The 25,409-nt window shown below is 38.5% G+C and carries 21 protein-coding genes and 2 pseudogenes; 10 read left to right on the forward strand and 13 right to left on the reverse strand.

Annotated features, from left to right (window positions below; genetic code table 11):
- Positions 1–9: 9 nt before the first annotated feature.
- The 3 genes and pseudogenes from KZC02_RS33190 to coaD all read left to right on the forward strand — a co-directional run bounded on the left by KZC02_RS33190 (position 10) and on the right by coaD (position 1,763).
- The gene (locus KZC02_RS33190) at positions 10–258 is read left to right on the forward strand and encodes a hypothetical protein (protein ID WP_310590386.1); all 249 of its coding nucleotides are present in this window, start codon (positions 10–12) and stop codon (positions 256–258) included.
- A 52-nt stretch (positions 259–310) separates the two neighbouring features.
- Positions 311–1,215, forward strand: a pseudogene (locus KZC02_RS28930) (DUF3822 family protein).
- A gap of 65 nt (positions 1,216–1,280) precedes the next feature.
- Positions 1,281–1,763, forward strand: a complete 483-nt coding sequence (gene coaD / locus KZC02_RS28935) for a pantetheine-phosphate adenylyltransferase (RefSeq protein WP_221391846.1) — start codon at positions 1,281–1,283, stop codon at positions 1,761–1,763.
- Positions 1,764–1,844: 81 nt separating this feature from the next.
- Here coaD and KZC02_RS28940 read toward each other — a convergent pair whose 3' ends face one another.
- Complete coding sequence (locus KZC02_RS28940) at positions 1,845–2,534, reverse strand: NUDIX hydrolase (RefSeq protein ID WP_221391847.1); 690 nt, start codon at positions 2,532–2,534, stop codon at positions 1,845–1,847.
- Between the two features lie 102 nt (positions 2,535–2,636).
- On the opposite strand from KZC02_RS28940, the gene KZC02_RS28945 reads away from it, so the two are divergent.
- Positions 2,637–3,938, forward strand: coding sequence for a hemolysin family protein (locus tag KZC02_RS28945; protein ID WP_221395227.1), 1,302 nt, complete (start codon positions 2,637–2,639; stop codon positions 3,936–3,938).
- A 15-nt stretch (positions 3,939–3,953) separates the two neighbouring features.
- Positions 3,954–4,580 (forward strand): orotate phosphoribosyltransferase, encoded by a 627-nt coding sequence (gene pyrE / locus KZC02_RS28950; protein WP_221391848.1) that lies wholly within the window; start codon positions 3,954–3,956, stop codon positions 4,578–4,580.
- 50 nt (positions 4,581–4,630) lie between these two features.
- Here pyrE and KZC02_RS28955 read toward each other — a convergent pair whose 3' ends face one another.
- On the reverse strand, positions 4,631–5,653 hold the full coding sequence (locus tag KZC02_RS28955; protein ID WP_221391849.1) for an aldo/keto reductase: 1,023 nt from the start codon (positions 5,651–5,653) through the stop codon (positions 4,631–4,633).
- A gap of 144 nt (positions 5,654–5,797) precedes the next feature.
- On the opposite strand from KZC02_RS28955, the gene ppk1 reads away from it, so the two are divergent.
- The 3 genes from ppk1 to KZC02_RS28965 all read left to right on the forward strand — a co-directional run bounded on the left by ppk1 (position 5,798) and on the right by KZC02_RS28965 (position 8,586).
- A complete protein-coding gene (gene ppk1 / locus KZC02_RS28960) occupies positions 5,798–7,885 on the forward strand; it encodes a polyphosphate kinase 1 (protein ID WP_221391850.1) in 2,088 nt (695 codons plus the stop codon).
- A 106-nt stretch (positions 7,886–7,991) separates the two neighbouring features.
- Complete coding sequence (locus KZC02_RS32290; protein ID WP_229253879.1) at positions 7,992–8,147, forward strand: hypothetical protein; 156 nt, start codon at positions 7,992–7,994, stop codon at positions 8,145–8,147.
- Entirely contained in the window at positions 8,119–8,586 is a 468-nt protein-coding gene (locus KZC02_RS28965) for a TetR/AcrR family transcriptional regulator (protein ID WP_229253880.1), read from the forward strand. Before KZC02_RS32290 ends, KZC02_RS28965 begins: the two co-directional genes overlap by 29 nt.
- Here KZC02_RS28965 and epsC read toward each other — a convergent pair.
- Complete coding sequence (epsC, locus tag KZC02_RS28970; protein ID WP_221391851.1) at positions 8,579–9,415, reverse strand: serine O-acetyltransferase EpsC; 837 nt, start codon at positions 9,413–9,415, stop codon at positions 8,579–8,581. The genes KZC02_RS28965 and epsC overlap by 8 nt on opposite strands.
- Before the next feature lie 197 nt (positions 9,416–9,612).
- Here epsC and KZC02_RS28975 point away from each other — a divergent pair, with 197 nt between their 5' ends.
- A complete protein-coding gene (locus KZC02_RS28975; protein ID WP_221391852.1) occupies positions 9,613–10,512 on the forward strand; it encodes an alpha/beta fold hydrolase in 900 nt (299 codons plus the stop codon).
- Between the two features lie 145 nt (positions 10,513–10,657).
- On the opposite strand, the gene KZC02_RS28980 is transcribed toward KZC02_RS28975, so the two are convergent.
- From KZC02_RS28980 to KZC02_RS28995, 4 genes are all read right to left on the reverse strand, one after another.
- Positions 10,658–13,105 (reverse strand): TonB-dependent receptor, encoded by a 2,448-nt coding sequence (locus KZC02_RS28980; RefSeq protein WP_221391853.1) that lies wholly within the window; start codon positions 13,103–13,105, stop codon positions 10,658–10,660.
- Positions 13,106–13,238: 133 nt separating this feature from the next.
- On the reverse strand, positions 13,239–13,760 hold the full coding sequence (locus KZC02_RS28985; protein WP_221391854.1) for a hypothetical protein: 522 nt from the start codon (positions 13,758–13,760) through the stop codon (positions 13,239–13,241).
- A gap of 80 nt (positions 13,761–13,840) precedes the next feature.
- Entirely contained in the window at positions 13,841–14,941 is a 1,101-nt protein-coding gene (locus KZC02_RS28990) for a T9SS type A sorting domain-containing protein (protein WP_221391855.1), read from the reverse strand.
- 115 nt (positions 14,942–15,056) lie between these two features.
- Positions 15,057–16,133: an isoaspartyl peptidase/L-asparaginase family protein gene (locus tag KZC02_RS28995; RefSeq protein ID WP_221391856.1), complete on the reverse strand. Its 1,077-nt coding sequence runs from the start codon at positions 16,131–16,133 to the stop codon at positions 15,057–15,059.
- A 197-nt stretch (positions 16,134–16,330) separates the two neighbouring features.
- Between KZC02_RS28995 and KZC02_RS29000 the strand changes: the two genes are divergently transcribed.
- Complete coding sequence (locus KZC02_RS29000; RefSeq protein WP_221391857.1) at positions 16,331–18,193, forward strand: glycoside hydrolase family 2 protein; 1,863 nt, start codon at positions 16,331–16,333, stop codon at positions 18,191–18,193.
- A gap of 62 nt (positions 18,194–18,255) precedes the next feature.
- On the opposite strand, the pseudogene KZC02_RS29005 reads toward KZC02_RS29000, so the two are convergent.
- The 6 genes and pseudogenes from KZC02_RS29005 to KZC02_RS29030 all read right to left on the reverse strand — a co-directional run bounded on the left by KZC02_RS29005 (position 18,256) and on the right by KZC02_RS29030 (position 25,392).
- Positions 18,256–20,530, reverse strand: a pseudogene (locus tag KZC02_RS29005) (NADP-dependent malic enzyme).
- A 38-nt stretch (positions 20,531–20,568) separates the two neighbouring features.
- Complete coding sequence (locus tag KZC02_RS29010) at positions 20,569–21,843, reverse strand: MraY family glycosyltransferase (RefSeq protein WP_221391858.1); 1,275 nt, start codon at positions 21,841–21,843, stop codon at positions 20,569–20,571.
- 150 nt (positions 21,844–21,993) lie between these two features.
- Positions 21,994–22,737 (reverse strand): glycosyltransferase family 2 protein, encoded by a 744-nt coding sequence (locus KZC02_RS29015; RefSeq protein ID WP_221391859.1) that lies wholly within the window; start codon positions 22,735–22,737, stop codon positions 21,994–21,996.
- Positions 22,734–23,300, reverse strand: a complete 567-nt coding sequence (locus KZC02_RS29020; protein ID WP_221391860.1) for a WcaF family extracellular polysaccharide biosynthesis acetyltransferase — start codon at positions 23,298–23,300, stop codon at positions 22,734–22,736. The genes KZC02_RS29015 and KZC02_RS29020 overlap by 4 nt, the downstream gene beginning before the upstream one ends.
- Positions 23,257–24,183, reverse strand: a complete 927-nt coding sequence (locus tag KZC02_RS29025; RefSeq protein ID WP_221391861.1) for a glycosyltransferase family 2 protein — start codon at positions 24,181–24,183, stop codon at positions 23,257–23,259. Before KZC02_RS29025 ends, KZC02_RS29020 begins: the two co-directional genes overlap by 44 nt.
- A gap of 60 nt (positions 24,184–24,243) precedes the next feature.
- A complete protein-coding gene (locus tag KZC02_RS29030) occupies positions 24,244–25,392 on the reverse strand; it encodes a glycosyltransferase (protein WP_221391862.1) in 1,149 nt (382 codons plus the stop codon).
- Positions 25,393–25,409 lie beyond the last annotated feature (17 nt).

Raw genomic sequence — 25,409 nt, forward strand, 5'->3', positions numbered from 1 at the left:
ATTGGTGAATTGCTTTTCATGAATGAGTTTATCCAGCCACCCTTGCACGCTATTGAGCTGTTTTTTTTGATAACTTCTGCAACCGGCAAACTAATTACAGGAACTGACCCGGAGTTTTCTACCCGTGAGCAAATAATTAAAGAAGTCAGATTTCTAAGTATAGAAGAAATTAGAGCACTTCCTGATATATTTGTGCACAGCCTGTTTAAGTCAATAAACTCCTTTGATGATATTTTTAAATTAAAAGGATTTATCTGAGCTTTTTATTTAATCAACTGTAAAATTTTTTATTAATCGTATAATTTTTCTTGTGACAAATTCTGATAATCAGGCAATTGAAGTCATTCCTACTCTGCTGGTAGGAGATAGTTCATTTGACTCGGATACCATTCCGTTTTGTACGCTTTGCATCGAAGTAGATGAAAGGCGCATACGGTTTTGTATCATTAAGGACGAAAATATGGAGTGTATCTGGTTGGAAGACTATGGCTTCCAGCGGGTTTTAAATAAAAATGATGTATTTGAAAGATTAAAAAAATCTTCACCGGGCATTTATTATGGTCTTCCAATCATTGGAAAAATGTCAGGATCGCTATTAATTCACATGCATTCAGTTTGATTCCCAAGTTAATTTTTAATAAGGATTCAATTCAGGATTATCTTGAATTTACCTTAGGTACTGCTATACCCAATGATGAACGTGTACTTTATCATGAAGTACCTATCGTACACGCTCACAATGTGTTTAGTATTCCTGTTCTTTGGTACGACTGGATGATCAACCATTTCAAATCTTCCAATATCTCATTTTACCATCTTACAAGTCCTCTTATTATCGGAGCGCTTGTAAGCCATGCAGAACACCAGGAAATAAGAATAGCGTCTGCTTATTTTGAAAAAGATTATTTTACGTTAATTGTTAGTGAAGGCCAGCAGCTGATATTGTGCAACAGATTTAGATTTTCGCAGCCGCAGGAGCTTGTATATATTATCCTGTTTACATTAAATCAGCTTAATTTTCTTCCGGAAGAAATGAAAGTGCTGGCTTACGGAGAAGTTACAGTTACCTCAAATTTGTATCTGGAGTTGTCAAAGTTTTTTCCAAATCTGGAAATCGGAAAAGGGCCGACTACATTGAAATATAACGCACAATGCAGTGATATTCCGGGCCACAGGTATTTTGGCCTGTTTAATACTTATCTGGTATCGTCCTGAAGAATCAAGCTGCTAGTACAATTCCCGGGCTAACGGGATTTTTATATTATTAAATTTTAGTTTTTATGAAGCGTGTAGCACTATTTCCGGGATCTTTTGATCCTTTTACTAAAGGACATGAAGATATTATCATACGTGGATTAAGGCTTTTTGACGAAGTGGTTATTGGAATTGGTAATAATGCTACTAAAAAACGTTATTTCCCTCTGGAAGTAATGAAAGAATTAATAGAAAGGACTTTTGAGGATGAAACCAATGTAAAAGTTATTACCTACGACGATCTTACAGCGCATACAGCCCGGGAAATAGGGGCTAAGTTTTTACTAAGAGGTTTAAGAAATACAACGGATTTTGAGTATGAAAACGGAATTTCACAGGTAAACCGTTACATATATGCAGAAATTGAAACCGTCTTTTTGATTACATCACCTGCACTAGCCCCGATCAGTTCAAGCATTATCCGGGATCTTCACCGTTATGGACAGGATGTAGACGATTTTTTGCCTTATTCGCTTTCTGAGTTAAATAAGCTGAACAGGGAAGTTTAAGTTAGAACTTATCAGAAAAGTATACAATGCAGTCTGAACGCAGCATTGTATACTTTTTTCATTTCAAAGTAATATTTGAAATTATAATTCCTGTACGTTCTGCATTTTTTTCAGGCTGTCGACCACGTAACGGATTGAACTGAAAGAATTAACGAGAATTGCTTTTCCTTCTGCCTGTGTGAGCCAGCTTAGTTTTTCAATTTGTTCTTCGGCCTGCGGGCTCATTTTAGAATCATCGACGCAATCTAAGACATACCATTTAGTACGTTTCAGAATCCTGTTATTATTAATGCTGTAAGTGTGCCAGGTAGTACAAATCCGGTCATGTATCACAGCATCCACACCGGTTTCTTCCTTAATCTCACGTACAGCCGCGTCTTTGGAGTTTTCCCCTTTGTCAAGCTTTCCTTTTGGCAGGTCCCATTTTTTACGGCGATACATAAAAAGCCATTTTCCATCTTTGATTACTACACCACCAGCAGCCTTAATTACTTTAAAATTACTTTTTATTTTTTCTTCAACCTCCGCTTTTTCACGTGTTGCCATAGTTAATGAAAGCAGGTCACCCGGCATTTCTTTTTCCAGAAAAGTAATTGCCTGTAGAGCCGTAGCAGCAGTTGCATTAAGAAAAAGGACATGACCTGTTAATAAACTTTTTTGAAGTTTAGCTAGTCTTAGATCCACAATATTGTCAAAATGTGCCGTTTCAGCCATAGAAAGCTGGTTGGTCCTTACAATTTTGAAGGGACGGTCGTCAAAAAAAATGATCATTTGTAAGGTTTGGCGTTTGTTCTCTGGCAAAATTAAGTAAAGAGTTTAGTTTAGACAGAGATTATTATTGATAAATTTGTAGTATCAATAAATTAATTGTTATTGGAACTCCTGATCATTTTACTTTTAGTGCTTGTCAACGGTATATTTTCGATGTCGGAGATAGCACTTGTTTCTTCAAGAAAATCACGTTTAGAGGCTGCCGCCAGAAACGGTGATTCCAGTGCCAAAGCTGCCCTGCATTTAGCTAATTCACCGACAAGGTTTCTTTCAACAGTTCAGATTGGCATTACGCTTATCGGCCTGTTGACAGGTATGTATAGTGGTGATAACATTACTGCAGATTTTGAATTATTTATATCCAGGATCACTGTTTTAAAACCTTATAGTCATACGTTAGCTGTTGGAACTGTTCTGGTTTTTATTACCTATTTATCCCTTGTTCTGGGAGAACTTGTTCCCAAGCGAATAGGAATGGCCAATCCGGAGGCGATTTCCACCTTTATGGCCAAGCCGATGAACCTGCTTTCAAGAATAACCGCTCCGTTCATTAGTCTGTTGGGTTTTTCCAGTGATTTGATCATCAAACTATTAAATATCAAACAAAGTGAAAATTCAGTCACAGAGGAGGAAATAAAAAGCCTGATTCAGGAAGGAACCTCGGGTGGTGTATTTGAAGAAATTGAACAGGAGATTGTGCACAATGTTTTCCAGCTCGGAGACAGGAAGGTAACTTCACTCATGACAAACCGCCAGGAAATTGTGTGGCTAGATATTGAAGATACCGTTCAGGAAAACAAAGCGAAAATATTCGAGTCCAGGCATTCTATCTATCCTGTTTGTCGGGATACGGTGGACGATGTAGTCGGTTTAATCTACGTTAAAGACCTTATAGCTACTGATATTGAGGATCAGCTGGCGCACATGAATACAATTATTAAGGAGCCGGTTTATCTTCCTGAAAGTAATAGGGCTTACCAGGCTCTTGAAAAATTCAAAGAACAAAGGGTTTATTTTGGGATTATTGTGGATGAATATGGCGGAATGTTGGGTGTGATTACCATGCACGACATTATGGACGCATTGGTTGGGGATATCTCGGAAGATATTGAAGAAGCATCTGAGATAGTGAAACGTGAAGATGGCAGTTTTCTAATTGATGCTCAGCTTCCATTTGATAATTTCCTGCAATATTTTCATATGAATATCCAGGATTCGGAAAGGCGCGAACTCACAGGATTTAATACGTTGGGCGGATTTGTGCTTTACATTTTAGAAAACATCCCTCAGGAAGGTGAAAAATTTACCTGGAAACATTTTGAATTTGAAGTAATAGATATGGACAGAAGCCGTATTGATAAATTGCTTGTTCATAACAATAAAAAAGAAGACAAGGAAGAATAAATACCAAACGATCAGATGACAGATAAACGTGTTGCCGAATTACTGCTGGAAGCCCAAGCTATTAAATTAAGTCCTGACAAACCTTTTACGTGGAGTTCGGGTTGGTTGTCACCAATATACTGTGATAACCGGGTTGCTTTATCTTACCCGGATACCCGGACATATATTAAAAAAGTACTGGCTGATCTGATCAGGCAGGAATATCCGGACGTGGAAGCTATTGTTGGCGTTGCGACCGGCGGAATTGCACAGGGTGCATTAATTGCTGACATCCTGGAATTACCTTTTGCTTATGTTCGTCCTGAGCCTAAAAAACACGGTATGGGCAACCAGATCGAAGGGCGTCTGGAAAAAGGGCAATCAGTTATTATCATCGAGGATCTGATATCTACCGGAGGAAGTTCTCTGAAAGTGGTGGATGTATTGCGTTCAGCAGAAATTGAAGTAGCTGGTATGGCTGCAATATTTACATATGGATTTGAAATAGCTGAACAGAATTTCAAAGAGAAGAATGTGAAATTGAGTACGATCTGTAATTACAACGCGCTGATTGAATCAGCATTGGAACACAATTACATCACAGAATCACAAGTAGCAAGCCTGAGTTCATGGAGAGTGAACCCGGCTCAATGGGGAAAATAAATAAAAAGTGAGAGATAACCCATAAACTATCTCTCACTTTTATTACAATTTTATTGCCTGTGGTTATCCAGAAGGTCATACATTCCTCCAAAAGCTTCTTCTTTTACTCCATCGGATTTGAGGAATTCATGAGGAAAGCCCAACTCAATTTTACTGACCTCATTTAATTTTTTCAAAAATTCTTCTTGTATCCGGAAGTTAAGGCAACCAAGAGAATCCTGTAATTGTATGGATCTGGATGCTCCGATAATTGGTATCATAACCTGTTGTCGCTGGCGTGTCCAGTTAATTGCAACCTGTGCCGGTGTTGCTCCGATTTCATTGGCAATATCCACCACAGTTTGAGCAATTATGCTACTATGTTTATTGCGTCTCTGGCTATCGTCAGGTACACGTCCTGATTCTCCTCGTAAATATTTCCCTGTTAGGGCGCCACCACCAATTGCTCCCCAGGGAGTGACTGCAAGATCCAGTGCTTTTGCCATAGGGATCAGATCTCTTTCAGGTGTACGCTGTAATAAGGAATATTCGAATTGTAAGGCTGTGAAGGCATTCCATCCGCGAAAATCGGCGATGGTATTAGCCTGAGAAACAATCCAGGCCGGCGTATCCGAAATCCCAATATAATGAACCAGTCCACGGCTTACGAGATCATCAAGGCCACGCATTACTTCTTCTGTTGGAGTGGTATTATCCCACATGTGAACCCAAAGCAGATCGATGTAATCAGTATTTAGCCGTTTCAGACTGGCCTGTACCGACCGCATCATATTTTTGCGATGGTTGCCGGCAAAATTCAAATCATCGTTTCTGTCCTTTAATGTAAATTTGGTAGCAAGTACCCAGTGATCACGATCAGTTTCAATGAATTCACCTACAAATTTTTCAGATGAACCCTCTGTATACCGGTTGGCTGTATCTATGAAATTTCCACCCGCATCTGCAAAAGTGTCAAAAATCCTGAAACTCTCATGTTTGTCTGCTCCCCAGCCCCATTCTGTGCCAAATGTCATGGTTCCAAGACAAACTTCAGACACTCTTAATCCTGAACGGCCTAATAATTGATAACGCATAAATAGTATAAATTAAAAGGTTTGCCTATATGTGTAACAGTGGACGCTCGCCGTACAACGTTATTATTAATGATGCAAAGTTATATCCTTACCCATTAAATGTCTTTATATTGTACCTAAATTTGAATTTTTTTGATTTAATAAATGATTGACGTTTCGTATCCTTACTTTGACATTAATTTAAGCTGGCTGTCTAATAACTACCGATTATTATTAGAAGCCAACGATGAATCAGTTCCTTTAAGGGAGCGGTTACGGTTTTTGAGTACGTATTCCAATCAGACAGAGGAGTTTTATAGGGTAAGGATTCCCAACTTGCTGGCTATGGGTGAAGCGAGTGATGACATACGGGCTAAACTAAACATATACCCTCATTCTTTGCTTGAACATGTGTATGAAACCCTGGAAAATCAGCTTAGAGAATTTAACGATATATTAGTAACAGGAATATTACCAGCACTGAATGAACAGGGAGTTCATTTTTACTACAAAGAATCTTTCGTTTCGGAGCATTTACCTTTTATCAGAAATTTCTTTATAAATAAACTGTTCAGATACTTACAGCCAGTCTTTCTCGACGGAAGAAGAAATTCCAAAGTAACATTTTTTGAGACAAAGCAGCTGTACCTTGTAGTAAGGCTTAACTGGTCAAATGATGAGCAGGTAGATTTGTATGCTACCGTAAACGTGCCGTCTGAGCCTTTTGGGCGGTTTTTGGAATTGCCGGAATATGAAGGAAGAAAATACGTAACATTTATAGAGGATGTTATCAGGGAAAACCTGCCATTATTATTTCCAGGTTATTCAGTTATTGATAGTTATGCAATCCGTGCGGAGCGTGATACAGAGCTTATGATCGAAGATGAATATCCTGTTCAAATTTCGCAAAGAATATTAAAACAGCTGGACAAAAGAAATTTTGTAATGCCTTCTCAGTTCTTTTATGAAACTGGGATGCCTTTGGAAATGCGTGAATATTTATTCAACAAAGCGGGTATTCAGATGAACGAATTTCATGAACGCGGGCCATATATATTCATGCAGGATCTTTCCGGATTTCCTGCATTATTTAAAAAACTCGATTATTCCGTTCAAAAGCCTTTACAAAATCCCAATTTTGACGATAAGACATCCGTATTTGATACCATTCAAAAGGCAGATCAGCTGTTCCACTTACCATATCATTCCTATGAACCGATTGTACGGTTTTTTAATGAGGCTGCAACAGATCCCTTTGTGAAGGAAATTCATGTTTCACTTTATAAAATCAGCCCTAACTCCTTTATACTAAATTCTTTAATTAGTGCTGCGCGTAATGGTAAGCGGGTAATAACCTACGTAGAGCTGAATACCAAGGTGGATATTTATGAAAATTTACATTGGTCTCGTAAAATGCGTGAGGCGGGAGTGAAAATTGTTATTAGTGTTCCTAATCTAAAGGTGCATGCAAAGATGGCACTCGTTAAACGCAAAATGCAAAAAGGGTGGGAGCGTTACGCATTTTTAGGTACAGGTAGTTTTTATAAGCTGACAAGCAGGGAAATTGTAGATCATGCCATGCTTACCAGTCATCGTGAGCTAACGAATGAACTCGAACTGTTATTCGGATATTTATTTACACAGGATGAACCTAAAAAGTATAAGTACCTGCCATTTAATTATTTGATGGTAACTCAGTTTAATTTTCAAAAAAGATTGGTTGACCTGATCGACCGGGAAATTGCAAACTGTAATGCGGGCTTAAAATCTTTTGTAACAATCAAGGTAAACCAGCTTCAGGATCATATTTTGATAGATAAACTTTATCAGGCAGGGCAGGCCGGAGTTCCGGTTCATGTAATTGTGAGTGAAAGCAGCAGCCTTATTTCCGGCTTACCATCCATCAGCGATAATATTATAGTAAGCAGGCATGTGGATAGGTACACCGAAAATACGAGAATATTTCACTTCGGTAACCGGGGTAATGATGAAATATTCTTTTCTTCCTGCGATTGGACATACCGTAATCTGCATAGAAGAATTGATATCTGTTTTCCTGTATTGGATGAAGTATTGAAAAATCAGACGCGAATGGTTTTAAGAAACTATGCTAATGATAATCAGAAGTCGGTAAGGCTGGACATGTATCAGAATAATTTGCGGATCACAGATGAATCACGATTTAAATTAAGAGCTCAGGAAGCCAATTATAAGTTAACCGAAAAGCTTGAAAAGAATACAATTCAAAAGTGATCTAACAGTAACAGATATTTTAACACAGGTTATTTTATTTATTCACTATATGGTTATATTTGATGTAATTAATTGTTTTTAAATAGGTAAAAAAGAACATTTCAATATGGGAATAACCGATCGCAGGGAGCGGCTGAAAATACAGGTACGTTCCGATATAGTTAAAACAGCGAAAGAAATTGCCCGGGAAGGTGGGTGGACGGCAGTTTCAATTCGGAAAATAGCTGAAATGATTGAGTATAGCCCCTCCAATTTTATATGAATACTTTGAAAGTAAAGACAAGTTACTTGAATCAATCCGGATCGAAGGGTTTGATTTTTTACAACTTGAGTTTATAAAAATAAAAACCCGTTTCAGTAATTCCGAAAAACGATTATCTGAAGTGGCGCAATGTATCTGGAATTTTGCTGTCGAAAATCCGGAAGTTTATCAGGTTATGTTCAATCTGGAAGGTGCATACTGCGACTCAAAGCGTGTATATTCCCAGGCTATGACCATCAAGGATAATCCAGTTTGGGAAATGATAGCCACTGTGAGGCCCAAAGCAGCAGAGCTTGTTACCAAAACATACTACGAATGGTGGTGCCTGACATACGGTTTTATTTCTATAACAATGACAACACAACCCAGGTATGCATTATCGCAGGCTGAACCGATTTACATGGATACAGTACGCAGGTTTATAAAAAGCCTTACGTAATAGAAGGAATCGATTGCGGGCGTACCTCTACTTTACTTTGGTGATATACCTGAGAATAAGGAGGTACGCTTCTTACCAGCCAGGCATTCCCGCCAATTACTGAATCATGACCGATTACTGTATCTCCGCCTAAAATTGTTGCATTGGCATAAACCACAACATTATCTTGAATAGTTGGATGTCTTTTACTTGTAGCCAGTGATTTGGAAACCGAAGTAGCACCCAAGGTTACACCCTGATATAATTTTACATTATTGCCGATATGGGTAGTCTCCCCGATAACAATGCCCGTCCCATGATCAATAAAAAATGAATGGCCTATTATCGCATTGGGATGAATATCTATTCCGGTTTGGCTATGGGCAAATTCTGTCAGCATTCTGGGTAACAATGGTACTCCTAATTTTGCAAGTATGTGTGCAATCCGGTAAGTAGCTATGGCCATAAATCCCGGATACAATGCAATGACCTCTTCAATACTGACAGACGCTGGATCATTATCAGTAATGGACTGGGCATCTCTGAGCAGCATTTCATAGATTTCGGGAATCTGTTCAAATACATGATCCAAAATAGCATTTTTATTATCTTCCAGCTGCGGTGTTAATGGCTCCAGCATGCATCTGAGTTTCATTCGTAGCTCATCATAAGCTTGTGATGCATCCTTAGCCTTATCATTTTGCAGACAGTCGTAACTAATAGGAAATAAAAAATTAATAAGCTGTTGAATAAACTTACCTGCTTCTTGCCTGGATGGTAGTTTATAACGATAAGTTTCATTTTGCTCAGCGAGGCGTTGCAAAAATACATTCTGGTGGTTGGCGGTCATCAATTTACTTTTTTATTGATCTATAATTAAAATCAGAAGTGGATTGGCATTATTTTATTGCTTAACAAATAAACATACAGAAATGTTGAGTTTTTAACAATTGTTGTAAAAAAAACTAAGCACCAGTCCTTTTTGCATAATATATCGTATATTGATGTATATAGTAATGTCGTTATCAGTAATATGATTGTGTTTCTATGTTGAGCTATAAATTTTTTCGTTCGGGTTTCATTGTTCTGATTTTTTCAGTTTTGCTGACATCCTGCTTTTCCCGATATATTATTTCAGCCAAACAGGTTAGAAAACACTACGCTTCCAAGGAGATAAAACCCGAAATACAAATTATCCGGAATGATACACTTTCTCTTTGTATTGCAAGTGTAGGTGCGGATACATTGCCAATGTTGTTGCTGATCCATGGCGCACCCGGTTCATTATGGGGCTACATGAATATTATGGATGATGCTGACCTGCAGAAATACTTTCATATTGTTTCTGTTGACAGAGTAGGGTACGGAAAATCAAGATTAAAGAAACGTCGTTCAGTAACTTCAATAGAAACACAGGCTAACGCACTTTTGCCGGTTTTTGATCTGAACCATTCCAGTCAGAAAGTCATTGTTTTGGGCCGGTCCTATGGGGCGCCTATTGCTGCAAAACTGGTTTCAATGGTTCCGGAGAAAGTAAAGGAACTTATTATGATCTCACCGGTAATTGATCCGGAAAAAGAAAAATTTTACTGGTTTTCAAAATGGGGCCGTAATTCATTTATACAGCTCTTTTTGCCGGGTGAATTTAATACTGCCACTGCTGAGAAGTATACACATGCTGATGAACTGAAAAAGCTATTACCGGTGTGGCAAAACCTGAATGTACCAACAACAGTGATCCAGGGAGGAAATGACTGGATTGCAGACCCTTCTAATATCGACTTTGCTAAAAAACATATTAAAAGCAGGCGCGCTCAATATATTTTTCTCAATGACGCTGGCCATATGATTACTTTTTCCCACGCGCCAATGATCAAAGAAATGTTGCTCAGATACAGGCTGTTTCAGGATAAAATAGGGTCAGTACAAATGGCAGTAGGAAATTAGGAATATTCCTTTTTCAAAATAATTCTGGAAAATCAAAACAATTTACTTTGAAAATTAAAAGAAAACGACTGGTCATTAGACCAGCCGTTTTACTGAATTATAATTAACCTATGATAAAGTCTTTACACCATAATCAGTTATAGTATTATATCTTAATGCCAAACGAAACTACCAGGCTTCTGCCATCAGAACTCCATATTCCGGCTCCGGGATACATCGTAGGCCTTTTTGTATAGTAGCTTTTATTGAGCAAATTATTAATACCGGCCTTTAAGGTATACTGACTACCGAAACGTAAAGTAGTATTTAAATCCCATATGCCATATGACGGCACTTTACCTTTAGTACCATTAACAGACGGAGTTACTGTATTAAGTGGATCCGAAAAGTTAGAACTTACAAAGCTATATTGTAACGTTGCAAACAAACCATTATGTTGCAACTGAAGACCATTTCTGCTTATCCAGGTTGGAACACCTTCTAATTTATTTCCAACGATATCGGTGTTAATATTATCCGCTACCGCTCTTCCTTTAATGTATCTTGCATGAAAATATGATGTTGACGTAAAAAGAGAAAGCTCAGTAATTACATCCGATTTGCTTTTAATGCGAACAGGTTTGTATTCAAGATATGCCTCTACACCTTGTGTACGCGTGTTTCCGGTATTGGTCCGTAAAAGATAGGCCTGATCCGCCTCATTTCTCAAAGACATGGTACCCATTCTGTTATTGTATAATATTTGAAAAAGGCTCACATCATATGTTAGTAAAGACCTGATATTGCCATTCATACCTATTTCCAGATTATATCCTTTTGCATCTTTCAAATTTTTATCGACCTGTTCCAATACTGACGCCGGAATAATATCTTTAAAAACGACCGGACGATATGCCTGGGAAAAACCAGCATAAAACTTTTGAAGGGGAGAAATTTTGTATTGCGTATTAATCCCGAGCAATGGAAACTTATGGCTGATCTTATTAGGTAAATTTCCGGGGTCATAGTAACTGATGGTACCAGTCATATTTGTAGTGCCGGATTCAATACGAATACCAGGTGAAACTGTGAACTTGGGTGTGATATAAATCAGGTTTTCAATGAAAAGTGCAATGTTTTTTGTCTTCAGATACATGTCCCTTCCGAATACACCATTTTTAACCGACAGGTCAAAGTCACTTCCTGTCGTACCAACTCCTAATTGTCTTCGACGAAGATTGTTATGCATATATTGAACTCCGGCTGCAATAAAATTAGTCATTCCGGCAATTTGATACTGGTGAACCAGGCGCAACTCAGAGGTAAAGCTCTTAAAATTATCTATATCTACCTGGCGATTTTTGTACTGGTTTGTGGCTGGATTTATTGTATCCTTCACATTAGCAAAGGCATCGAACATCACACTGTTACGGCTGCCATAAAGCCCTGAGTTTGTCCATTTCAGCCGTGTCAATGGGTTTAATTTCCAGTCAATTACTATCGAAGGAACATAAATGTCCGGATTAAAATAATTTCTGGATCTGGTAGATTGCCGTGGATCACTTGCAAACATAGCGTCTGAGAGTGGTCCGGGAATTTTATAAACATAAGTAGAACGTCCCAGTTCAGCTTTGATATTTAATCCTGGACTTACAGCATAAGTAAGGCTTACAAATTGCGATTCTGCACTTGAATTAGCATTTTTTCGGTATCCTTTCGAATCACGTTTTTGGTAATATGCGGAATAGGACAGTTTTCCAACTTTCCCTCCAATAGCATTGTAAGAGCTAAAAAGCCCGTAAGATCCAGCCGTATTTATGGTTTCAAAATTGAATTTCCTGGTTGTATCAGGAGTTTTGGTAATATAATTGATCATCCCGCCAAATTGAGCACCATATTGCAGGGAAGATGAACCGCGTATGAGTTCAACCCTTTCAATAGATTCCATTGCCGGACTGTAATGACTGGCAGGATAGCCATACATGTCCGAATTGGTAATGATACCATTCTGCCGGATATTAAATTCCCAGGAACGATGAGGATCAAGCCCTCTTGTAGATATATTTACCTGATTGCCACTGCCATCCATATCATATACAAATACTCCCGGAACTTTGGCAAATATCTGCCTTCCTGTTTTTTCTGTCACGTTTGCATTTAGACCACCCATTTCTATAACTTCATTTTTTTTACCTCCTATCAGAAATGAATTATGAATGTCGGGAAGCCTTTCAACCTGAATGTTATTCTTTCTTTCTTCAACAATTATTTCACTAAGATTTGAAATTTCTTCTTTAAGAATAATTGCAAGGTTAGTTGTCTCTCCCGTCTTTACAGATACTCTTACCTTCTGACGGGCATATCCAACATTGGAAATGTGCAGGATGTAGTTGCCTCTTGCTACTTGTTCCAGTTTAAACATACCGTCCTGATTTGTCGTACTTCCTATTTTAGTATCGCCTAGTAACACCGTAACTCCTTCTAACGCCACGCCATTTTCAGTGCTTACTTTACCAGTTATGGTTTGTGAAAAAGAGGAAAAACCGATCGTGAAAAGTAACAGAAAGCAACACCAACCCAATATTTTTGGACTAATAAGTAAATTTTTATACATAGCTGATTTAATAAGCAGAAAGAATCAACTGCTCATGATTTTATAATTTCGAATTTATTTCCATGCTAACATATGTCAGATTTAAGCCTTTCCTATTTCAAAAAAGGCATATTTTGGAAATCTGATCATTATTTCAGGAAAAATTGGGAGGAGGAGTAGAAACAGAGCTAATAAAAGATGCCGAGTTAATCACAATGTGCGGATAAATTTCAGGGGCAATCCATTCAATAATAAAAAAAGTAAGCCTTCGATCAGTAGACATGTACTCTTTTATCAGGTTTTTCATCACTTTGCCTCCACGATTTTCAGTGCCGTCATCAGATGTTTTTAAATGCTCATCATAATCTGAAACTAATTCCCAGAAGCGGTCCCGGGAAGATTCAGTATAACGACAATGAACATAAAGCGTGTCATTAACAACGTTGCGGCTTATGATTTGATAGTGGTCATCGCCCTGGAGTAATTCGTCTTCACCATTATCTGTGATTTGCCAATCCGTTACATAAGGCACTGAAAATGGCATTTTTAAAACCATTCCCCCAACCTTATCAGATTGATTATCGACCTCACTTGCATTTAGCAAAGTGTATATCGAAAATCCCATCATATTACATGTGAGCAGCAACAGCAATAATATGGATAGAGGTTTTTTCAACAGTTGCAGGTATCTTATTTGTATAGATTACAAATATAGCAAACCTGCATGAATTTAATAATGGCTGGTAATGAAACCTGTTAGCGTAATATCTTTTGGGATACTGATTCAATATCGTTCTCTGCGCGGATAATATAAATGCCTTTTGGGTATTTCCTTAAATCAAATTGTTCTTCAATACTTGCTTGCGGCGTCTGAGATTTAATTTCGTCCAATACACGGCCTTGCATGTCGATCAATTGTAACCGGATTACCGATTGCTTTTTACTATAAGCTTTTACAGTAACAAAGTTTTCAGTAGGAACGGGGTAAGCCTCAACTAATATTGATATTTCAGGCGAATCAAGTGAAGGTATAGCTGTGATTATTTCGCCTGGATTTTCGGCATATTCATACGTAGGGATTTCTACTGTAGACCCAGGTTTATCACTGACATCAATTGTTCCTTCCCGATAGCTTTCCGAAATATTAATTCCATCCCGCCATTCATAAACCACCATTGCATATAAATAGCTTCCAACTTGTTCAGGGGCAATCCAGGTTAGTTTTTTTTCAGCCTGATTAATTTTGAAAGTACCTGTTGTGGTAACATCATTTGGATAAATATAAGTTGAATCAATCATTCTTACCTTGCAAGTTCCAGGAGACCCTTTACTAAGTTTTTGTAACCGCACACTTATACTATCGCCATCCGTATTAGCTGGTTTCAGGTCAATGGAAAATACCTGCTTCACACCGGCACTAAAGGTAAGATATGGCATTACAGGTGTAGAATTCACTAATTCAGTACTTATGACTGTCCACAAGAAAAGAGGACTTTCATTTCCTTTCGGAAAATTAATTGCACTGTTACGATCATTAATTGACGCAGAAATCTGAAATCGACCTTGAGACGGATAGGTGTAATTTGCTTCAAACGTATTAACTGTAACCCCTTTTTCAGGCAATTGCAAGATCGCAACCCGTTTTGCCGTTATTACGTTCTGATCTCCCATACAAACAGAAACATCGGTTTGTGCATCAGAAGCACTTGATGAAAGATCAATGTAAAGCAAAACAGATATTTTGTAGGTTTGACCTGAAATATGATCAGCCCTGATCTCGCCACCTTTAATATGTGTTGCAAAACAGGATGAGCTTACAAGAAGAAATAATATGCAAATTTTATAAAAGTAATTCATGGGTTGGAACAGGAAGTTAACCAGTTTACAGCGTTAAATTGAAAACGATCAACTTCTGTTATTTTGTATCAATGAAGTAAATTATACCTGTAAAAACAGTTAAAACAGTTTTTAATTATTTATCAGCTTCATCCTTGTAAATCATGATTTCACTTTTCCCGTCACCTTTGATATAGCCGCGATACATTCCTTCACTATTAAACAGCATGGCAATATTGCCGTTTCTATCCAAAGCAATCACGCCCCCTTCTCCTCCGCGCTGAACAAGTTTTTTCATAACTACTTCATTGGCAGCATCCTTTACCGAAAGGCCTTTGTATTCCATCAATGCAGAAATATCATAGGCAACAACCGACCTGATAAAAAACTCTCCATGTCCCGTAGCAGATACAGCACAGGTTTCATTGTTTGCATAAGTGCCGGCACCAATAATGGGTGCATCGCCCACACGACCGTATCTTTTGTTAGTCATGCCACCAGTGGATGTACCTGCTGCCAGGTTTCCGAATTTATCCAAAGCAACACAACCAACTGTTCCAAATTTTTTCCCTTCTGTAAAAATCAGTTCTTCGACGTTTATAAACCCGGTTTTTGGATTTTTCCTGATTTCTTTTTTTGTATTTTCTGAATGATCCAATTCAATTTTCTCTTCTTTTTTTGCTTCCTGTAAGGCCTTATAACGTGCTTCGGTATAAAAATAAGAAGGATCAACAATTTCTAATCCTTGTTCTTTTGCAAATAAATCAGCACCTTTTCCTGCCATCAATACATGAGGCGATTTCTCCATTACAGCAATTGCACCACGTATTGGATTTTTAATTGTGGTTACACCTGCAATGGCACCCGCTTTAAGGGTTTTGCCTTCCATAATAGATGCATCCAGTTCATTCTTGCCTTCATTGGTGAAGACGGCACCTTTTCCTGCATTAAACAAAGGTGAATTTTCCATTACCATAATGGCTGCTTCTACTGCCTGCAAGCTTGTTCCACCTTGTTTTAAAACTGAATAACCATTTTGCAAAGCCAGATTTAAAGCTTCCCGATATGCCTTTTCCTTTTCCGCTGTCATATTGGCCCTGGTAATAGTGCCGGCTCCTCCATGTATCACCAGCGTAATCTTATCTGAAAAATCCTGGCTGAACGAAGTATGGGCTATAAAACAGCAAAATATGAATGAATATATTGTTTTCATTTTAGGAACATTTGTTATTAGTAAACTGTATCAAAGCTACTAACTATCACTTGAAATATTCGTTTGGATAATAATTTTAATCAGATTCCTAAACATCAGTAATGCTCCAATTTTATACTGCAGTCAGTAGAGGGATATAAGAAAATCCTTTTCTTTCAAATTGTTTCAATACTTTTTGAATATAACTGTTTTATTAAATGAAAAGGGTACTACTCTGTTTAGCATTAAGTTTTTGGTTGGCACATGGAGTTACATTAGCTCAAAATGCACCCAAATGGAAAATTGTGGAAGGTAAGATCATAACGCCCTGGGCGGAAAAAGTAAACCCGTTACAGCCGCATCCGGAATATCCCAGACCGCAATTGGTAAGGGGTAACTGGGTAAACCTCAACGGGCTATGGAATTATGCGATTGTTCCCGTATCAGGATCTGAAACGAAACCTACCGGGTTTAATGGCAAAATTCTTGTTCCATTTTCAGTGGAATCAGCATTGTCAGGCGTTGGAAGGCGGGTCGGAAAAGACAGTGTACTTTGGTATCAGAATACTGTTACATTCTCTAATAAGATCAAAAATCAAAATGTTTTATTGCACTTTGGCGCAGTTGACTGGGAATGTGATGTTTATGTAAATGGTAAAGTAGCTGGCAAACACAAAGGCGGATATGATCCTTTTTCATTTGATATTACCTCATTACTTGTTAAAGGAAATCAGCAGGAAATCGTTGTAAGAGTCTGGGATCCTAGCAGCGACGGGCCACAGCCAAGAGGTAAACAGATTAAAAATCCTAACAGTATCTGGTACACACCAGTTACCGGTATATGGCAGACCGTTTGGCTCGAAACCGTTGCCAATACCTATGTTGAGTCTACAAAACAAACGAGTGATATAGACAAACAATCTGTAAATGTCCTCGCGACTGTAAAGAATTCTCAGGCTGGTGATAAGGTAAAAATAACGGCCTTGGATGGCTCTCAGCCAGTTGCGGAATTAGAGTCACTACCCAATTCTGATGCTGTTTTAAGTATTAAAAATCCAAAATTATGGTCGCCGGAAAATCCTTTTTTATACGATCTTAATATTACGGTAATAAGAAACGGTAAAGTTGTTGATGAAGTGAAAAGTTATTTCGCCATGCGTAAAATATCCATGCAGCCGGATCAGAATGGCGTACAACGAATGTTGCTCAATAATCAGTTTGTATTTCAGTACGGCCCCTTGGATCAAGGCTGGTGGCCTGATGGATTGTATACCGCTCCAACTGATGAAGCATTGAAATTTGATATTGTAAAAACAAAAGAAATGGGTTTTAATATGATCCGTAAGCATGTTAAAGTAGAACCAGCCACATGGTACCGGCATTGTGACGAACTCGGAATGCTCGTTTGGCAGGACATGCCAAGCGGCGATCTTGGAAATAACTGGGAACAGCGTCCAGGTATTACGGGCGCGGAAACCGATCAGAAAAGGACGCCGGAATCGGAAAATATTTATAAAACAGAATGGAAGGCTATTATTGATGCGAATTATAACTTTCCGTCTATTGTTGTCTGGGTTCCGTTTAATGAAGCCTGGGGACAATTCAAAACGGAAGAAATAACCAACTGGACAATGAAATATGATACAAGCCGGTTAGTAAACAGTGCAAGTGGTGGTAATTTTTATCCGGTTGGCCATATTATTGACATGCATAACTATCCTTCGCCTGTGATGCCAAGACCAGATATTTTCGGAGCAAAACAAATCATTGTTTTGGGTGAATTTGGAGGACTTGGCTTACCAGTTGATCAACATACCTGGCAACAGAAAGACAATTGGGGCTATCAGAGCTTTAAAAATAAAGAGGAGTTGTATGACAAATATGCGTCTTTCATGGTGACTTTGGAGCCGTTGATCAGAAAGGGATTATCCGCGGCAGTCTATACGCAAACGACTGACGTTGAAGTAGAAACTAATGGATTGATGACCTACGACAGAAAAGTGATCAAATTTCAGGAAGATAAACTGAAACAAATTCATGCCAAATTGTACAATCCGGCATTAGTATTAATGAAGCCTTAAAACGTAAAATAGCCGCCCGTTTAGTTTTGGGCGGCTATTTCTATCGTTACAATATGTCTTTTTTACTGCTTCATTTGTGCTTCTACAACAGCGATTGCCACCATATTTACAATTTCGCGAACAGAACTTCCCAACTGAAGAACGTGAACCGGTTTTTTCATACCCAACAGGATAGGCCCGATTGTTTCCAGTTCAGCTACTTCTTTTAGTAAGTTATAAGCAATGTTACTTGCGGATAGGTTAGGGAAAATCAAGGTATTTGCACCACCATCGATTAAAGTGCTGAAAGGATGGTTTTCCTTTAACAATTCTGTGTTGAAAGCTAAGTGAGCCTGTAACTCTCCTTCAACGATCATATCCGGATTTTTCTTTTTAAGAATAGCCGCAGCCGCACTCATTTTCTCTGCATCTTTTCCTGCTGCACTGCCATAATTGGCGTATGTTACCAACGCAATACGTGGCTGAACATTAAATTGCTGTTCGATTGCTCTGGCGGTCAATTCAGTAATTTCAACAATTTCGTCAACGGTCGGGTCAAGATTAACAGTCGTATCCGAGAAGAAAAGAGGGCCTTTTGGAGTCAGTAATATGTACATACCCGCCACTTTATTCACATCATCTTCTTTACCGATTACTTGTAAAGCCGGACGAATAGTATCGGGATATGTTCTGGTAAGCCCCGAAATAAGTGCATCAGCTTCCCCGTTTTCTACCATCATGGATCCAAAATAACTTCTGAAATAAATAGTACGGTGAGCTTCTATTGGAGTAAGCCCTTTACGTTTTCTTTTTTCATAAAGCAGGTTTGCATATAGATCAATGGTTTTTTCATTTTCTTCGGCTCGCGGGTCTATGATGGAGATATCGCCCAAATCGAGTTTGCTTTCTTTAATCAGGTTCAGAACAGTTTCTTTATTACCCAACAAAATAGGAATCGCAATTCCTTCTGTCACGAACCTGCTGGGCGGCTCTTAGTACCTGAATATTTTCGGCATCTGCAAAAACTACTTTCTTTGGATTTAACTTGGCCTTGTTAAGGATCACACGTGAAAGTTGCTCATTACGCCCCAGACGGTTAGATAATTCCATATCATACGCATCCCAATCCGTAATAATTTTTTTCGCAACACCTGTTGCGATAGCTGCTTTTGCAACAGCCGGAGCTACCATAGTCAATAACCTTGGATCAACTGGTTTTGGAATAATATAATTTTTACCAAAAACGATATTCGTTTCACCATAGGCAAGATTCACGATATCCGGTACTGGTTTTCTAGCCAGTTCAGCAAGTGCATATACAGCTGCCAGTTTCATTTCTTCATTAATCTCAGTTGCTCTAACATCAAGCGCGCCTCTGAAAATATAAGGAAAACCCAAAACGTTATTAACCTGGTTAGGATAGTCGGACCGACCGGTAGCCATAATGACATCTTCGCGCGCTTCGATAGCATCAGGATAAGGAATTTCAGGATTTGGATTTGCCATTGCCAAAACGATAGGGTCTTTTGCCATTGACTTCACCATATCTTTCGACACAACATCTGCCTTGGACAAACCCAGAAACAAATCGGCACCAACCATAGCTTCTTCCAGAGAATTGTAAACAACTTCAGTTGCAAACTGGCTTTTCATCTCACCTAAATCTGTTCTTCCTAAATGAATATGGCCTTTAGTATCAAACATGGCAATATTTTTCAGGTCGGCACCAAGCGCAACATAGAGCTTGGTACATGAAATAGCTGAAGCACCGGCACCGGATACTACTACACGGATATCTTTGATATCTTTTCCAACAAGTACCAATGCATTAAGCATCGCTGCCGCGCTTATGATAGCCGTACCATGCTGATCATCATGCATAACCGGAATATTCAATTCTTTTTTCAGGCGCGCTTCGATTTCAAAACACTCCGGAGCCTTGATATCTTCCAGGTTAATACCGCCAAAAGTTGGTTCGAGTATTTTAACCGTTCTTACAAATTCGTCGACATCTTTTGTATTGAGCTCAATATCAAATACATCAATATCGGAATATATTTTGAATAGCAGGCCTTTACCTTCCATAACCGGTTTGGAAGCTTCCGGTCCAATATCACCCAGCCCAAGAACGGCTGTTCCATTACTAATTACTGCAACCAGATTTCCTTTCGCAGTGTATAAATAAGCATTTTCAACATTTTCTGCAATTTCCAGGCATGGTTCCGCGACGCCAGGGGAATAAGCTAATGAAAGGTCTCGTTGTGTGTTTGTCTCTTTGGTTGGAATAACCTGTATTTTACCGGGCCTTCCTTTTGAGTGGTAGTAAAGAGCGTCTTCTTTTCTGATCTTTTTGTTCATACCTTTTGGACAATTATTTCGTGCTAAGGTACAAACATTCAATAAAACGCCATGAATATTACAAGCATATTAATGGCATGCCGGAGTTTTAAAACAAGGTCAAAATCATAAGTCTCTAAAAGCCTTTTTAGTAGGAGAAATATCTTTGCTTTGGAAAGTAGGATTTTCAGCCAGCTTTTTTTCCTGTTCCTGGATATAGCTCTTTTTTTCATGTAATAAGCAACGACCATATATACAACAAACATACCAATATATATATACATGGATGCTGTATTAGTAATATCACCGTGAAATACAAAAAATAGCGTTGTATTTAAAATCGTAACCATCCAGAGAGTGAATGAAGCCCAAAAATGATTAAGCCCGCTGTCGATCAATATATGATGCATGTGATTTCTGTCAGCAACGAAAGGAGAGCCACCTTTTACTATGCGAACAATAAAAACCCTTAATGTATCAAAAATAGGAACAATCAGTAATACCATTACAATAATAGGGGCATTGAAGTAGGCAGTTGGATCGTGCAGGTAACCAACATTCAGAGAGAGAAATTCAACCGCAAAAATAGAAAGCAGATATCCAACAATGAGAGAACCGGTATCACCCATGAAAATTTTGCTGGTACGAGAGAAGTTAAACCTTAAAAATCCGAGTAGTGAGCCGGACAAAGCAAATGCGAGGCATGCAAATGAGAAATGATCATTTAAAATAAACCAGATACCGAAACCTAAGCTCGCAATCAAACTGATTCCGCCCGCAAGCCCGTCAATTCCGTCAATCAGGTTGATCGCGTTAATAAGGGCAATAAAAATAAATACGGTAAGCGGTATGCTGACAAAGTCTGAAACGGCATGAACTCCAAAAATTCCATAAAAGTTGTCGACTTTAAAATTTCCCATCGCCACAAGTATCAGGGAAGCAAAAATTTGTATAATTAATTTTTTTGTAGGATCAACCGCAAGAATATCATCCTTCAAACCCAGGAAAAACAGGATTACAATTCCGGTCATGGAAAGGTTAATGATATTTGACTCTAAAATGTTTTCAGAATGAGGCCAAAGAAAGTAAGCGATCAGTGATGCTGCAAAAATGGCAATTCCACCAAGTGTAGGCGTTTCTGTTTTATGCGAACTTCTGAAACCCGGTTTGGCAGTCAGATGCAGCAGATTAGATAAATTAATAATAACCGGAATGGAAATGATCGAAAGGAAGCAGGCTATCAGAAAGGAAAGAATGCATTGATAAACATCATGGTGAATGATGTTGTTAATATTTCCGTCTGCTAATATCTGCAAGGGTAGCGTTGGTTCCATTTTAATGATGATGAATTAACTACATTATGAAGAGTTCAGACTTCTTTTGTTCAAATTTGGTGAATTATTAGAACAAAATGAAAGGTATACTCTTGAATGTCAAAATATTTGTTAAAATTAATGTAATATAATACTACAAACCTTGTCCTTTTATAGAAACTGTGATACTTTCCTTAATGGTTTAAGTAGTAATGTGTAAAAGCGGGGTTTTAAATGATTAACCTCCCAGGCTCTTTTATCATTTCGGTTGGCTGCCAAACGATTTTTAAAGCTACTGTTGCTCACACCCCCATCTCTCATTTTGACCAATACTTTTGGAATGTAAACAAGTTTTATGCCTATTTTCTCAATCATGCGCAACATAAGCTCGTAATCTGCCGCACTTCCCATATCCAGACGAAAACTTCCGTGTTTATCATAAATAGTTTTCTGAAGGAAAAATGTAGGATGTGGGGGCATCCAGCCGTTTAAAAATGAACTGGTTTTAAATTCTCCGGAAATCCATTTTCTCTTCACTTTCAAATCATTTGCAGCATCAACATAATCCAGATCCCCGTAACTTCCATTCGCGCCGCTAACTTTTAAAGCATTTACAACATCGGATATAACTGAGTGATACGCATAAAAATCGTCCGCGTTCAAAACACCAATTACATCTCCGGTTGCAGCTGCTATTCCTTTATTCATAGCATCATAAATTCCCTTATCAGGTTCGCTTATAAATTGATGAATTCTGCTTCCATAAGATTTAATCAGCTCTTTTGTACCGTCAGTCGAATTACCGTCGATAATTATGTACTCTATAAATTCATAGTCCTGCATCAATACTGATTCGATACAGGATTGTAAAGTGGCAATGCCATTAAATACGACAGTAATGATACTTACTTTCAATGTGTAATATTTCTTGTTTTTACAAAAACTGCCGGGTTTCCCTGGTAAATACTGTATGGTTCCAGATTTTTGTTCGCAACTGAGCTTACCGCCAGCACAGCATGGGAACCTACTGTTACGCCCGGACACACTGTTGATTTTGCTCCAATCCAGGCTCCGGTTTCAATTACTATTGGTTTAACGATGAGGTCAAAAGTAGTCTTTGTAAAATCATGGTTACCTGTCAGCAGTAAACATCCCTGTGACAAGCATACGTTTGATTCCAAAGTCACCATTGTGAGGTTGTCGATCCACACTTTTTCACCTATCCAAATGTCACTTTCAGCCTTCAGATACCATGGATATTTGATATTAACTTTTGGTTTTATAACAACATTATCACCAATCGTTGCTCCAAATAATCTCAAAATTATTCTTTTGACAAACATTGGAAAAGGTATATATGTATTAATAAAAAAACGGGAAGCGACATACCATAGAAATTGTTTTAAACGGCTTCCGGGTTTGTACCAGCTATTGTTATATCCGGACAGACTGGTTCGGGCTTTTGAGATCTTTTCCATATTCTGTCCTGAAATGTGTAATAATGTCCTGCTTGTTTTTTCCCGCCTGTTGGTAAACTTCATAAATTTTGGCATCAACAAGGAAGCGATACCAGAAACCCTGAAGAAAATGCCATATCAATCCTTTTTTTCCATCCAGAAATCCCAGTTTGATTATATATCTGAAAATAAAGTACAGAAATGGCCGGGTAAAAAGTGGCAATCCTGCATATTTGATTTTTAAAAAACGCGTCCTTTGTTCCTGGCTTCCCCAAAAATCGGGTTGTACAGTTGCCTTTTCGTCAAAATTGTATTTTATATTCAGTAAGTCAATAACTTCCCGTATTGCATAATTATTATGTTTCTGAGTCCACCAGGTCAGGTTATTGAGATTGTGGTCCACAATGTCATTTTGTAGCTGAGCCGTGGTTCCGCTGCTTAATTTAATATGCTCGTCCATCCACAACTCTTCACAAATGCCAATTCCTTGTCGCCAGATCCGAAGCAGCCAAATTGGATAATAACCTCCGCGCCGAATCCACTGGTTCATAAAATAAACCCGCCTTTTTATATATAATCCCGAAACCTCTGCCGGGGTTAAAGATAAGTTCTGTTTGAGTTCCTGAGCCAGTTCAGAAGTAATATACTCATCTGCATCCATCCGCATAACCCACTTGGTGTTAAATGGATTATTTTGAATCCCATAATTGAACTGAAACGCATAAGATACCCACGGATTCTGAACTACCGTGGCACCAAGCCTGGAAGCAATTGATAAAGTGTTGTCAGTTGAAAAGGAGTCAACAATGAAAATTTTATCCGTTACCTGCTGCAGACTCCTGATGCATCTTTCAATATGCCTGGACTCATTGTGCGTTAAGATGATGACGGATAAATCAATCATACAAAGATAAATACGATATTAAAGTAATGACATGGCCAAAAAAATGTGGTGCAAATGTAGTTAGATTTTCTTAATCTTCTTGTATTCTTCCAATAACTGATTGGCAACTACCTTGATGTCAAAGTTTTCCGTAACCATCTTGTACGCACTTTTTACCAATGTTTCTGCATAATCCTGATCTTGTAATATTTTAAGAAGTCCTTTTGCTACTCCATCACTGTTTAAAGGTGTAAGATAGGCGGCGTTATACTTCCTGATATAATCACCAAAGCCAACCCGGTCAGATACCAACGTGGCTACTTTTGAAGTCATAGCTTCCAGAACCGCAATGGAAAAACCTTCGGAATAGGAGGGAAGTACGAAAAGATCAGCATCAGATAAAGCCTCTTTTTTATCTGTATCGGTGAGCATACCAACCAGTTTTATCTTATTTCCAAGATTATTCTTTTGAATAAAATCTTCCGTTTCTGATTGATAACCGTCATCAGGACCGGCTAGAATCAGTATGGCATTCGGTAGTTTTTCGTGCACTTTCAGAAAGGCTGGAAGCAGGAGATCCAAACCCTTTTTAATATTCAGCCTTCCCATAAACAGGATCACTTGCTGATCCGTCCCGATCTGATGTTTGTTACGAAACAAACCCTTTTTCGGGAGGTTGGCATATTCCGAAAGCTTCATTCCGTTTGGAATGATCACCATATTTTTTGGCTCATAGCCCAGATAACGGATTACATCCTGTTGTTCATCTGTATTATTAATCTGGATCAGGTCAGCTTTGCCCAAAAGCCTTTTCTGATATAAAATGGTAACCAGGTCTTTTTTCCATTTGCTATGTGCTACTGCCCATTTATCAAGAAGCCCGTGAATGGTTATCACCATCACAGCATGATTCGGTATCAGGAATGGCGCCAGGCTGCCGAAATGCCAGATTCCGTGCATGTGAATGACGTCATATTCCGTTATATGTGTCTTTAAGTATTGGTACATACCAATCGAAAATTCACGGTAATAATTGCTAACCGGAGTAGTTCTGGCACATTCTATCAGCCGTGCACCTTCCGGAACAGGATAACTTTTTTCACCTGGTGTCATCGGACTCAGAATATCTACCTGATGTCCCTGACGAAGTACTTCATTGGTATGATCATAAATGATCCTTGCCGGGCCGCCAATTGCCCAGGTGTAGGCGCATATGTTTAAAATCCGCATGTTTTGATTAATGTGTG

It is taken from the genome of Dyadobacter sp. NIV53, assembly GCF_019711195.1.
In the GTDB taxonomy this organism is placed as follows: domain Bacteria; phylum Bacteroidota; class Bacteroidia; order Cytophagales; family Spirosomataceae; genus Dyadobacter.

What these genes read in the sequence shown, in the direction of transcription:
- coaD (WP_221391846.1), top strand. Translation starts at nt 1,281, where the DNA reads ATGAAGCGTGTAGCACTATTTCCGGGATCTTTTGATCCTTTTACTAAA.
- KZC02_RS28940 (WP_221391847.1), bottom strand. Translation starts at nt 2,534, where the DNA reads ATGATCATTTTTTTTGACGACCGTCCCTTCAAAATTGTAAGGACCAAC.
- pyrE (WP_221391848.1), top strand. Translation starts at nt 3,954, where the DNA reads ATGACAGATAAACGTGTTGCCGAATTACTGCTGGAAGCCCAAGCTATT.
- KZC02_RS28955 (WP_221391849.1), bottom strand. Translation starts at nt 5,653, where the DNA reads ATGCGTTATCAATTATTAGGCCGTTCAGGATTAAGAGTGTCTGAAGTT.
- ppk1 (WP_221391850.1), top strand. Translation starts at nt 5,798, where the DNA reads ATGATTGACGTTTCGTATCCTTACTTTGACATTAATTTAAGCTGGCTG.
- KZC02_RS32290 (WP_229253879.1), top strand. Translation starts at nt 7,992, where the DNA reads ATGGGAATAACCGATCGCAGGGAGCGGCTGAAAATACAGGTACGTTCC.
- epsC (WP_221391851.1), bottom strand. Translation starts at nt 9,415, where the DNA reads ATGACCGCCAACCACCAGAATGTATTTTTGCAACGCCTCGCTGAGCAA.
- KZC02_RS28975 (WP_221391852.1), top strand. Translation starts at nt 9,613, where the DNA reads ATGTTGAGCTATAAATTTTTTCGTTCGGGTTTCATTGTTCTGATTTTT.
- KZC02_RS28980 (WP_221391853.1), bottom strand. Translation starts at nt 13,105, where the DNA reads ATGTATAAAAATTTACTTATTAGTCCAAAAATATTGGGTTGGTGTTGC.
- KZC02_RS28990 (WP_221391855.1), bottom strand. Translation starts at nt 14,941, where the DNA reads ATGAATTACTTTTATAAAATTTGCATATTATTTCTTCTTGTAAGCTCA.
- KZC02_RS28995 (WP_221391856.1), bottom strand. Translation starts at nt 16,133, where the DNA reads ATGAAAACAATATATTCATTCATATTTTGCTGTTTTATAGCCCATACT.
- KZC02_RS29000 (WP_221391857.1), top strand. Translation starts at nt 16,331, where the DNA reads ATGAAAAGGGTACTACTCTGTTTAGCATTAAGTTTTTGGTTGGCACAT.
- KZC02_RS29010 (WP_221391858.1), bottom strand. Translation starts at nt 21,843, where the DNA reads ATGGAACCAACGCTACCCTTGCAGATATTAGCAGACGGAAATATTAAC.
- KZC02_RS29020 (WP_221391860.1), bottom strand. Translation starts at nt 23,300, where the DNA reads ATGGAAAAGATCTCAAAAGCCCGAACCAGTCTGTCCGGATATAACAAT.
- KZC02_RS29025 (WP_221391861.1), bottom strand. Translation starts at nt 24,183, where the DNA reads ATGATTGATTTATCCGTCATCATCTTAACGCACAATGAGTCCAGGCAT.
- KZC02_RS29030 (WP_221391862.1), bottom strand. Translation starts at nt 25,392, where the DNA reads ATGCGGATTTTAAACATATGCGCCTACACCTGGGCAATTGGCGGCCCG.